This is a genomic window from Stenotrophomonas beteli, from assembly GCF_001431665.1.
GTDB lineage: Bacteria > Pseudomonadota > Gammaproteobacteria > Xanthomonadales > Xanthomonadaceae > Stenotrophomonas > Stenotrophomonas beteli.
Window position 1 is genome coordinate 1 of record NZ_LLXV01000080.1, and the last position, 11,385, is coordinate 11,385.

The 11,385-nt window shown below is 67.4% G+C and carries 10 protein-coding genes; 1 reads left to right on the forward strand and 9 read right to left on the reverse strand.

The features are described 5' to 3' along the window. Positions 1-74: 74 nt before the first annotated feature. From recO to rpoE, 9 genes are all read right to left on the reverse strand, one after another. On the reverse strand, positions 75-794 hold the full coding sequence (recO, locus tag ARC23_RS18595; RefSeq protein WP_057498569.1) for a DNA repair protein RecO: 720 nt from the start codon (positions 792-794) through the stop codon (positions 75-77). A gap of 18 nt (positions 795-812) precedes the next feature. Continuing rightward, entirely contained in the window at positions 813-1,709 is an 897-nt protein-coding gene (gene era, locus ARC23_RS18600) for a GTPase Era (protein ID WP_005410599.1), read from the reverse strand. After that, complete coding sequence (rnc, locus tag ARC23_RS18605) at positions 1,706-2,386, reverse strand: ribonuclease III (RefSeq protein WP_057498570.1); 681 nt, start codon at positions 2,384-2,386, stop codon at positions 1,706-1,708. Before rnc ends, era begins: the two co-directional genes overlap by 4 nt. Then, positions 2,376-2,759 (reverse strand): DUF4845 domain-containing protein, encoded by a 384-nt coding sequence (locus tag ARC23_RS18610; protein WP_057498571.1) that lies wholly within the window; start codon positions 2,757-2,759, stop codon positions 2,376-2,378. Before ARC23_RS18610 ends, rnc begins: the two co-directional genes overlap by 11 nt. 52 nt (positions 2,760-2,811) lie before the next feature. Then, positions 2,812-3,606, reverse strand: coding sequence for a signal peptidase I (lepB, locus tag ARC23_RS18615; protein ID WP_057498572.1), 795 nt, complete (start codon positions 3,604-3,606; stop codon positions 2,812-2,814). 54 nt (positions 3,607-3,660) lie between these two features. After that, a complete protein-coding gene (gene lepA / locus ARC23_RS18620; RefSeq protein WP_057498573.1) occupies positions 3,661-5,454 on the reverse strand; it encodes a translation elongation factor 4 in 1,794 nt (597 codons plus the stop codon). A 179-nt stretch (positions 5,455-5,633) separates the two neighbouring features. Further along, the gene (locus ARC23_RS18625) at positions 5,634-7,166 is read right to left on the reverse strand and encodes a DegQ family serine endoprotease (protein ID WP_057498574.1); all 1,533 of its coding nucleotides are present in this window, start codon (positions 7,164-7,166) and stop codon (positions 5,634-5,636) included. A 72-nt stretch (positions 7,167-7,238) separates the two neighbouring features. Then, positions 7,239-8,120 (reverse strand): sigma-E factor negative regulatory protein, encoded by an 882-nt coding sequence (locus tag ARC23_RS18630; protein WP_057498575.1) that lies wholly within the window; start codon positions 8,118-8,120, stop codon positions 7,239-7,241. Next, positions 8,117-8,737 (reverse strand): RNA polymerase sigma factor RpoE, encoded by a 621-nt coding sequence (rpoE, locus tag ARC23_RS18635; RefSeq protein ID WP_005418256.1) that lies wholly within the window; start codon positions 8,735-8,737, stop codon positions 8,117-8,119. Before rpoE ends, ARC23_RS18630 begins: the two co-directional genes overlap by 4 nt. Positions 8,738-8,972: 235 nt before the next feature. On the opposite strand from rpoE, the gene ARC23_RS18640 reads away from it, so the two are divergent. After that, positions 8,973-11,036 carry a 3-hydroxyacyl-CoA dehydrogenase NAD-binding domain-containing protein gene (locus ARC23_RS18640; protein WP_057498576.1) on the forward strand — a complete coding sequence of 688 codons (2,064 nt, stop codon included), beginning with the start codon at positions 8,973-8,975 and terminating at the stop codon, positions 11,034-11,036. Positions 11,037-11,385: the final 349 nt, after the last annotated feature.

Genomic DNA, 11,385 nt, shown 5'->3' on the forward strand with positions numbered 1-11,385 from the left:
CCATCCCACGGAATGCCCGCTGTTGCTGTTGCTTTGGCCTCGGCAGGTGCAGGGCTGCAAGCCCTGCCGAACACCTACCTGCGGGGCGCAAGCTGCTCGAGCATTTCCCAGGACTTCAGCCCGCGCGCGCCCAGGTGATGGGCCAAGACCCGCCGCATCGGCAGGCGCAGGCTGGCCAGATCGGCCGCGCCGGGCTCTTCATCGGCGGCCAGCGCCAACAGCGCCGAACCCGTTGCAGCCGCCTGGCGTTCACCGCCGCGCTCGCTCAGCAACCGTTGCGCGCCTTCCTGCGGGTCCAGTTCATAGCGCGCCGCCGGATCGATCGGCTGGCCGTCGCTGGCGCTGTCCAGCTCGAAGCCCAGGCCCAGCGCGGCCAGCAGTTCGCGCTCGAAGCGGCGCAGCGTCCAGGCCAGGCCAGCCCCCACCGCCAGGCGCGCGCGCGCCTCGCCATAGGCCAGGTACATCTCCGGCAGCGGGTCCTGGCGCGGTGCCAGGCGCAGGGTCAGTTCACTCAGATAGAAGCCGGCCAGCATGGCCTGGCCGACCAGCCTCGGCGCCGCATCCAGCGCCTCGGCACCCCGCAGCTGCGCCAGTTCACCGCGCTGCTGCGCACTGAAACGGATCCATTGCAGCGGCTGCAGGGCAGCACGCAGCACCTGCCCTTTCGCAGTGGAAACACCACGCGCAAGCAGGCCGATGCGGCCGTGCTGCGCGCTCAACACCTCCACCAGCAGGCTGGTCTCGCGGTAGGCCCGTGCATGCAGCACGAAGCCGGTGTCGTCCTCGATCAGCATCGAAGCGACCGCACTGGCTTACTCGTAACCGAAGGCCTTCAGTGCGGCCTCGTCGTCGGACCAGCCTTCGCGCACGCGCACCCAGGTTTCCAGGAACACCTTGGCCCCGAACAGGCGCTCCATCTGCAGGCGGGACTTGGCACCGATCTCCTTCAGGCGCGCACCGCCCTTGCCGATCACGATGGCCTTCTGGCCCTCGCGTTCGACCCAGATCACCGCACCGATGCGCAGCAGGTTGCCGTCCTCGGTGAAGCGCTCGATCTCCACCGTGGTGGCATACGGCAGTTCCTCGCCGAGCTGGCGCATCAACTGCTCGCGCACCAGTTCACCCGCCAGGAAACGCTGGCTGCGGTCAGTAATCTCGTCTTCGCCGAACATCGGCGGGGCTTCCGGAAGCAGCTTCAGCACGTCGCGCACCAGTGCTTCCAGGCCATTGCGCTTCTGCGCCGAGATCGGGTGCACGGCGGCGAAATCGCGGCCTTCGGTCACCTGCTGCAGGAACGGCAGCAGCGCGCCCTTTTCCTTCAGGCGGTCGATCTTGTTGACCACCAGCACCACCGGGATGCCGGCGTCGCGCAGCACGTTGAAGGCCAGGCTGTCCTCTTCGTCCCAGCGACCGGCTTCGATCACCAGCAGGCCGGCGTCGACGCCTTCCAGCGAGCCGCGCGCAGCGCGGTTCATCACCCGATTCATTGCCCGCTTCTGCACCTTGTGCAGGCCGGGGGTATCGACCAGCACCAGCTGGCCTTCCGGATAGGTGGCGATGCCCAGCAGGCGATGACGCGTGGTCTGCGGGCGGTTGGAAACGATGCTGACCTTGGCGCCGACCAGCGCATTGGTCAGGGTCGACTTGCCCACGTTCGGGCGACCGATGACGGCCACGCTGCCGCAGTGATGGGGAGTTTGTTCGCTCACTTGGAATCCAGTTGTTCAAGGACGGCCGCAGCCGCCTGTTGTTCGGCAATCCGCCGCGAGGCGCCTTCGCCCTCGATGCTGGCGGCGGGGTCGGCTACGTTGCAGCGTACCCGGAAGTGCTTGGCGTGGTCGTCACCGGATTCTGACACCAGTTCATACTGCGGCAACGCCTTCTGTCGGGCCTGCAGCCACTCCTGCAGGCGGGTCTTGGGGTCCTTCTCCGGACGGCCGGTGGCTGGCAGCGCGTCCATCGAGGCACTGAACCAGGGCAGCACCACTGCCCGGCAGGTCTCGAAGCCGGCATCCAGATAGATCGCGGCCACCACGGCTTCCACCGCATCGGCCAGGATCGAATCACGGCGGTGGCCGCCGGATTTCATCTCGCCCGCGCCCAGGATCAACCGGTCACCCAGTTCCAGGGTACGGGCGATCACCGCCAGCGCGCCTTCACGCACCAGTTCGGCGCGGGCACGGGTCATCGCGCCTTCGTCAGCCTTCGGCCAGCGCTGGTACAGGGCCTGGGCCACCATCATGTTGACGATGCTGTCGCCCAGGAACTCCAGCCGCTCGTTGTGCGGCGCACCGGCACTGCGATGGGTCAACGCCTGCTTCAGCAGCGCCGGGTCGCGGAAGGGATGACCGATCAGGTCGCCACGTTGGAAAGGTTTATTCGGCACCGCTTCGGGTCAGGTCCTGGGTTGAATCGAATTTGCCAACCACATCGAGGTTGCCGATCAGGGGACGGCGCACCTCGTAGTTGACCTTGAGGGTCCAGCCATTGTCGCGCCGATCGAACTTCACGTTGGCCGGCTTCACATTGTCGGAGTAGTTGATGTACAGGCGCTTGAAGAACAGGTCCTGGATCCGCGCCGGCTCCATGCTGCCCACGCCCGGCTCGTTGGCCAGGCTCTTCATCGCCGACCGCACCGCGTAGTACTCCTGGTACATCGGGAACAGCTTCATGCCGATGTAGAGGAAAAAGCCGACCACGATCAGGACGATCAGGAACGAGGTCAGGGTCATGCCACGCTGCGTGTTCATCGTCTTCATTGCGTTCTCCCCAGATACGCGTTGGATGTGAAGGTGGTCAGTTGATGCCCGGTCAGTTGATGCTCGAGCCGATCCGCGACGGCTCGAAGCCATCCTTGCAGAACCATCCCTGGCAGTTCAGCCAGATCAGGAAGGCCTTGCCGCGCAGGTTCTCTTCCGGCAGCAGGCCCCAGAAACGGCCATCGTCGCTGTTGTCGCGATTGTCGCCCATCACCAGGTACTTGCCGGCCGGCACCGTCCACTGGCCCTGCCCGCGCGGGTAATCGGTCTCCAGCACGGTGTGGGTGCGGCCCGGCAGGTGCTCGACCAGCAGGTTCGCGCCCTCGCCCTGGCCCTTGTGGCCGGCGTAGATGCCCTTGTTGTCGTACTTCAGCGGCTCGCCGTTGAGGACCACGCCATCGCCCTCGAAGACCACGGTATCACCGGGCACGCCGATGACGCGCTTGATGAAGTTCTCGCCCTTGGCCGGATCGTTGTCGCCATGGCCGGGGAAGTGGAAAACCACCACGTCGCCACGCGAGGGCTCGCCGAACGGCACGATCTTGGTGTTGCTGATCGGCAGGCGCAGGCCGTAGGAGAACTTGTTGACCAGGATGAAATCGCCGATCAGCAGGTTCGGCATCATCGAGCTGGACGGGATCTTGTACGGCTCGGCGATGAAGCTGCGCACGATCAGCACGATCGCCAGCACCGGGAAGAACGCACGCGAGTAATCCACCAGCACCGGCTCGGAATCGAGCAGGCCTGCGCGCTGGGCGCGACGCTTGGCAAGGTACAGCTTGTCCGCGAGCAGGATCAGGCCCGAGGCCAGGGTCAGCACGACCAGGAGGATCTCAAACAGTTTCATTCAGGGTCCTTTGCAACGTCACCAGACGACCGGCCCCGCAGGGCCGGTGCGGGCTTACTTGTTGTCCATCTGCAGCACGGCCAGGAACGCTTCCTGCGGAATCTCCACGCGGCCGACCTGCTTCATGCGCTTCTTGCCTTCCTTCTGCTTTTCCAGAAGCTTCTTCTTGCGCGAAACGTCGCCACCATAGCACTTGGCCAGCACGTTCTTGCGCATCGCCTTGACCGTGGTGCGGGCGATGATCTGCGAGCCGACGGCCGCCTGGATCGCCACGTCGAACATCTGGCGCGGGATCAGGTCCTTCATCTTCTCGCACAGCTCGCGGCCGCGGCGATCGGCGTGGCTGCGATGCACGATCAGCGACAGCGCATCGACCTTGTCACCGTTGATCAGCACGTCAACGCGCACGAACGGGCCGGCATCGAAGCGCACGAAGTGGTAGTCCAGCGAGGCATAGCCACGGCTGACCGACTTCAGCTTGTCGAAGAAGTCCAGCACCACCTCGGCCATCGGCAGCTCGTAGCTGATCTGCACCTGGCTGCCGAGGTAGTTGATGCCGATCTGGCTGCCGCGCTTTTCTTCGCACAGCTTGATGATGTTGCCGATGTACTCCTCGGGAGTGAGCACGTTGGCACGGATGATCGGCTCGCGGATCTCCTCGACCTGGTTCACTGCCGGCAGCTTGGCCGGGTTGTCCATGTTGATGATCGAGCCGTCGGTCTTCAGGACCTCATACACCACCGTCGGCGCGGTGCTAATCAGGTCCAGGTTGTATTCGCGTTCCAGTCGCTCCTGCACGATTTCCATGTGCAGCATGCCCAGGAAGCCGCAGCGGAAGCCGAAGCCCATCGCTTCGGAGCTTTCCGGCTCGAAGCGCAGCGCGGCATCGTTCAGGCGCAGCTTGTCCAGCGCTTCGCGCAGGTCCGGGTAGTCCTCGGCATCGACCGGGAACAGGCCGGCGAACACGCGCGGCTGCATTTCCTGGAAGCCCGGCAGCGGCTTCGGCGCCGGGTCGCCGGCCAGGGTCAGGGTGTCGCCGACCGGCGCGCCGTGCACGTCCTTGATGCTGGCGGTGACCCAACCCACTTCACCGGCCCGCAGCGCCGGCAGCACTTTCCGCTTCGGCGTGAACACGCCGACGTTGTCGACCTGGTGGTTGCGGCCGGTGGACATCACCTGCAGCTTGTCACCGGCCTTGATCTCGCCCTGCATCACCCGAACCAGCGACACCACGCCCAGGTAGTTGTCGAACCAGGAGTCGATGATCAGCGCCTGCAGCTTGTCGGTATCGCGCGGCTGCGGCGGCGGAATGCGGTGCACGATCGCTTCCAGCACGTCCTGCACGTTCAGGCCGGTCTTGGCACTGACTGGCACCGCGTCGGAAGCGTCGATGCCGATCACGGCCTCGATCTCGGCCTTGGCGCGCTCGATGTCGGCGGTGGGCAGGTCGATCTTGTTGATCACCGGCACCACTTCCAGGCCCTGCTCCACGGCGGTGTAGCAGTTGGCCACCGACTGCGCTTCCACGCCCTGGGCGGCGTCGACCACCAGCAGCGCGCCTTCGCAGGCGGCCAGCGAGCGGCTGACCTCATAGGAGAAGTCGACGTGGCCGGGGGTGTCGATGAAGTTCAGATGATAGGTCTGCCCATCCTTGGCCAGGTACGGCAACGACACCGACTGCGCCTTGATCGTGATGCCACGCTCGCGCTCGATCGGGTTGGAGTCGAGCACCTGCGCTTCCATCTCGCGGGCCTGCAGGCCACCACAGAGCTGGATGATGCGGTCGGCCAGCGTGGACTTGCCGTGGTCGACATGGGCGATGATGGAGAAGTTGCGGATGTTCCGCATCGAATCAGAAGACATAGGTGGCGGCGGCGCGCGGCGTCGTCAGGGTAACGGTCGATTATCGCATGCCCGGCGCCCCGCCGCGAAAGCGGCCTCATCGGGCCGGGCCCGGAATGGCCGAAGCCCCGCCGGGGCGGGGCTTCGGGGGAACCACGGGGCCGCCCGGGCGGCCCGGGCAGGCCTTACTGGCCGGCCTTCACCGCCACGAAGGCGCTGTTGCCGTTGCCGGTACGCACCAGCAGCATCACCACATCGTCCTTCCTGAAGCTGGACAGCGCGCGGTTGAGGGCGTCCACGCTGCCGACCGGGGTGCGGCCGACCTGCAGGATCACCATGCCCGGAGACAGGCCGGCATCACGCGCCGCCTGGCCCTTCACCCCGGTGATGCGCACGCCTTCGTTGCCGTCCAGGCCGAACTGCTTGCGCTGCGGCGCGGTCAGGTCGCTGACATCCAGGCCCAGCAGGGCCACCGCACCGCTCTGTGGCGCGGCATCGGCATTGGCCGTCGCCGGACCACGCGCAGTGCCCGGCCCGTCTTCGCTCAGTGCGGTCAGGGTCGCGCCCAGTTCACGCGGCTTGCCGTCGCGGTAGACGACCAGGTTCACCTTGCTGCCCGGCGCCATCGCACCGATCAGCGGCGGCAGGTCGGACCAGCTGTTGACCGCGCTGCCGTTGACCGAGCGGATGACATCGCCCACCTGCACGCCGGCCTTGGCCGCCGCACTGCCCGGCACGATCTGGTTGACCAGCGCCCCCCGGCTGTCCGGCAGGCCCAGGCCCTGCGCCTTCAGCGAATCGATCGGTTCGACCACGGCGCCGAGCTGGCCACGGGTGACCTTGCCGCTCTTCTTGATCTGCTCGACCGCGCTCATCGCCAGGTCGATCGGAATCGCAAAGCTGATGCCCATGTAGCCGCCGGAGGCGGAGAAGATCTGCGAATTGATACCGACCACTTCACCGCGGGTGTTCAGCAGCGGACCGCCGGAGTTGCCCTGGTTGATCGCCACGTCGGTCTGGATGAACGGCACGTAGCGCTGGTCGGGGCCCCCCGTACTGCGGCCGACGGCGCTGACCACGCCCGCGGTAACGGAATGGTCGAGGCCGAACGGCGAGCCGATCGCGACAACCCACTGGCCCGGCTTGAGCGTGTTGGAATCGCCCACGCGCACGGTCGGCAGGTTCTTGCCGTCGATCTTCAGCAGGGCGACGTCGTACTGCTGGTCGCTGCCCACCACCTTGGCGGTGAATTCACGGCTGTCGCCCAGCTTGACCTTCACATCGCTGGCGTCGGCCACGACGTGGTAGTTGGTCAGCACATAGCCGTCGGGCGAAATGATGAAGCCCGAGCCCATGCCACGGCCCTTGATGCTGGGGCCGCCATCCTGCCCGCCCGGGCCCTGCCCCGGCATCGGGAAGTCCGGCCCGAAGAAGCGGCGGAAGAACTCCGGCATGTCATCGTCGCCCATCGGGCCCCGCGAGGCCTGGCGGTTGTTGCGGACGATGGTGGTATCGACGTTGACCACGCCCGGCCCGACCTGTTCGACCAGATTGGTGAAGTCGGGCAGGCCACTGACCAGCGGCTGCGCCGGCGCCCGCGCGGCCGCGGCCGGCGCGGGCTGGGTCTGCGCGACGGGTGCAGGCGCCTGCGCGCAGGCCGCCAGGGGAAGGGTCAGGGCCAGCAGGCCAATGGCCTGCGTGCGAAGTCGGGGAATCATCGGACGGCAACCTCCGGGTCGGATGGAAAGAGGAATACGGGCCCCGCCGACGGCGGGGCGTGAAGGCCCGGCTCAGTCGCGCGGGCGCGGCGGCACCGGCAGGTCATCCTGCAGGCGCGGCTCGAACGGGTAGAACGCGGCGCCCCCGGCGTGGGCCGGGAAGCTCGCATTGAGCGCGCCACCGGCAGCGGGCGCCAGGCTGGAGCGCGGCCACGGCCGCGCCTGCAGCCCACCGACCTCACCGAACGGCAGGTTGCGGTTGGCGTTGGCCGGCACGGTCGGGGTCAACGGCGCCGGCGCGGCGGCGATGGCCCGTTGCGGGGCCTCATCGCGCTGTGCGGCACGCCCAGCCTGCTGGGTACGCGTGGCGCTGGCACGGCGGGCGTCCTGGCGGCGGCTGGAGGCGGCCATCGCCACGGCCGGCGCAGCAGCCACGGCCATCGCGGCCGTGTCCACCGACGCCTCGGTCACCGGGGCCGGCGCGGTCGGCGCCGGCGCCAGTTCGGCCTGGCTGGCGATCACCTGCGGCGCCAGCGGTTCACCCGGCGTCGCCTCCTTCAGTTTCTCGCCGCCGATGAACAGGGCGACGGCGGCCACCGACGCGGCCAGGGCGGCGCCACCGCCCCAGGCCCGCCAACCACTACGGCGCACCTGGCGGCGGGATTCGACCTGCGGCGTCGGCTCGGCCGCGATGGCGGCAGCCACGGCCGCACTGAAGCCAGCGGGCGCCAGTGCCGAGGCCTGCCCGCGCATCACATCGCCCAGCAGCTGCCAGCGTTCCTGGCAACCGGCCAGCTCGGGGTCGTGCTCCATCCGGCGCAGCAGGAAACGCGCTTCATCGGCACCCAGCTCGCCATCGACCAGGGCCGACAGCTGCTCGCGGTGACGCTGGTCCAGGCGCTGTCCGGCAGGTGATTGATGGTTCTGCGATTCGTTGAACGGGTTACTGGTCATACGCGGCTCTTCTCACGGGTGGCGCTGCCGATGTCCAACAGCGGCCGGAGTTCGGTGTCGATCGCCTCGCGCGCCCGGAAGATCCGTGAGCGCACGGTGCCGATCGGGCACCCCATCTTCTGCGCGATATCCTCGTAGCTCAGGCCTTCCACCTCGCGCAGGGTGATCGCTGACCGGAGTTCTTCCGGCAGCGCGTTGACGGCTTTCATCACCGTCTGTTCCAGCTCCTGGCGCATCAACTCGCGTTCGGGCGTGTCGGTGTCGCGCAGGCGGGTACCACTGTCGAACTGTTCGGCATCGCCGATGTCGATGTCATCGGTCGGCGGCCGTCGATTATGTGAAGCCAGGTAGTTTTTGGCGGTATTCACGGCGATTCGATGCAACCAGGTTGAGAACTGGGCATCGCCGCGGAAACTCCCGATCGCGCGGTAGGCGCGGATGAAAGTGTCCTGGGCGACGTCCTGACATTCGCTCCAGTCGGCGATGTAGCGACCGACCAGGGCCACGACCCGATGCTGGTACTTGCGTACCAGGACATCGAACGCGGCACTCTCGCCGTGCTGCACGCGCCGGACCAGCTCCAGATCCAGCTCCTGTGGTGTATCAACCTCGGCCATTGGGGGCCGCACTCCTGTCAGCCCAACCGACGTCGGGCAATGAGACTGCCAATCCCGGGAAAAGTTCAGTCGCCGATCACCTGGCGCCGCACCAGCTTTTAACCACCGTTCCGTTAGCGTCCCGGTCCACGGCCATGGATCCGGGGGCGCCACTCCCCTGCTATTGGGATTTGACGCGGGGGAAACAACCTCTGGATCATAGCTGCTTCTCCATACACAACCGGATGGAACGTCCATGCTCTCAGGCTTCGATGGTCTCCGCTTCAGCCACTGGCACCCCGAGATCCGCGACGACGGCGTGGTGGTTCTCTCCCTGGATCGTCAGGACAGCAGCGTCAACGCGATGTCGCAGGATGTGCTGCTGGAACTGGGGGACCTGCTGGAACGCATCGCGCTGGATCCGCCCAGGGGCGTGGTGATCCAGTCGCTGAAGAAGGCTGGCTTCATTGCCGGTGCCGACCTGAAGGAGTTCCAGGAGTTCGACCGCCGCGGCACCGTCAACGATGCCATCCGTCGCGGCCAGTCGACCTACCAGAAGCTGGCCGAGCTGCCCTGCCCGACCGTGGCGGCCATTCACGGCCACTGCCTGGGCGGCGGCACCGAGCTGGCGCTGGCCTGCCGTTACCGCGTGGCGTCCAATGACAGCAGCACCCGCATCGGCCTGCCGGAAACCCAGCTGGGCATCTTCCCGGGTTGGGGCGGCAGCGCGCGCCTGCCGCAGCTGGTGGGCGCCCCGGCGGCCATGGACATGATGTTGACCGGCCGCACCCTGTCGGCCTCGGCCGCGCGTGGCATCGGCCTGGTCGACAAGGTGGTGGCACCGGCGGTGGTGCTCGACACCGCCGTGGCGTTGGCCCTGTCCGGCACCACCCGCCCGTTCAAGCAGCGCGCCACGGCGTGGGCCACCAACACCTGGCTGGCGCGCACCCTGCTGGCCCCGCAGATGGTGAAGCAGGTCGCGCGCAAGGCGAAGAAGGACCAGTACCCGGCGCCGTACGCACTGATCAGCACCTGGCAGCGCAGCGGCGGCAAGCCGATCCAGGCCCGCCTGGACGCCGAGCGCCGCGCGGTGGTGAAGCTGGCCAGCACTCCGACCGCGCGCAACCTGATCCGCATCTTCTTCCTGACCGAGCGCCTGAAGGGCCTGGGCGGCGGTGATTCCGGCATCCGCCACGTGCACGTGGTCGGCGCCGGCGTGATGGGCGGCGACATCGCCGCGTGGGCCGCCTACAAGGGCTTCGAGGTGACCCTGCAGGACCGTGAGCAGCGCTTCATCGACCCGGCCATGGAACGCGCGCAGGCGCTGTTCGCCAGGAAGGTGCGTGATGAAAGCAAGCGCCCGGCGGTAGCCGCGCGCCTGCGTGCCGACCTGGAAGGCCATGGCGTGGCCGAGGCCGACCTGGTGATCGAAGCGATCATCGAGAACCCCGAGGCCAAGCGTGCGCTGTACCAGACGCTGGAACCGAAGATGAAGGTGGACGCACTGCTGACCACCAACACCTCGTCGATTCCGCTGGTGGACCTGCGCGATCACATCCAGCGCCCGGCGCAGTTCGCTGGCCTGCACTACTTCAACCCGGTCGCGCAGATGCCGCTGGTGGAAATCATCCACCACGACGGCATGGCGCCGGAGACCGAACGCCGCCTGGCCGCCTTCTGCAAGGCGCTGGGCAAGTTCCCGGTACCGGTGGCGGGCAGCCCGGGCTTCCTGGTCAACCGCGTGCTGTTCCCGTACATGCTGGAAGCCGCCACTGCCTACGCCGAGGGCATTCCGGGCCCGGTGATCGACAAGGCTGCGGTGAAGTTCGGCATGCCGATGGGGCCGATCGAACTGATCGACACGGTCGGGCTGGACGTGGCCGCCGGCGTCGGCCGCGAGCTGGCACCGTTCCTGGGCCTGCAGATCCCGGCCGCACTGCAGACGGTGGAACCGGACAAGCGTGGCAAGAAAGATGGCCAGGGCATCTACCCCTGGGAAAACGGCAAGCCGAAGAAGCCGGACGTGGCCAGCGATTACCAGGCCCCGGCCGATCTGGAGGACCGCCTGATCCTGCCGCTGTTGAACGAGGCGGTGGCCTGCCTGCACGAGGGCGTGGTGGCCGACGCGGACCTGCTGGATGCGGGCGTGATCTTCGGTACCGGTTTCGCGCCGTTCCGCGGCGGTCCGATCCAGCACATCCGTGCGGTCGGTGCCGATGCGATCGTCGAGCGGTTGAAGGCGCTGCAGCAGCGTCACGGTGACCGTTTCGCCCCACGCCCGGGCTGGGACAACCCCGCCCTGCGCGAACCGGTGGTGTGAGTTCATCGGCCGGGCCTGCGGCCCGGCACCCGCAGAGGCAACGTCAAATTCCACAGCAGAAGCCAGAGCCGGAGCAACAGCCGGCTCTGGCTTTTCTGTTTATTGGGCGGGGCGGTGTCGGGTTGCGGGGAGTCAGCCGCGTGGGTGCGGCTGGCAAGCCTTCACGGACGTACTTGCGGCGTCCCCGCAATCCGACATCGCCCCGCCCTCCCACGGAATGCCGCTCTGGCTCTTGCTTTGGACGTTGCATTTAGCAGGTGCAGGGCGCAGCCCTTCCGAAAAACCCCCAACCCTCGATGCGGGAACTTGCCCGGGTGCCCCGCGCTGGCGGACGCCGAGAAGTTGCAGG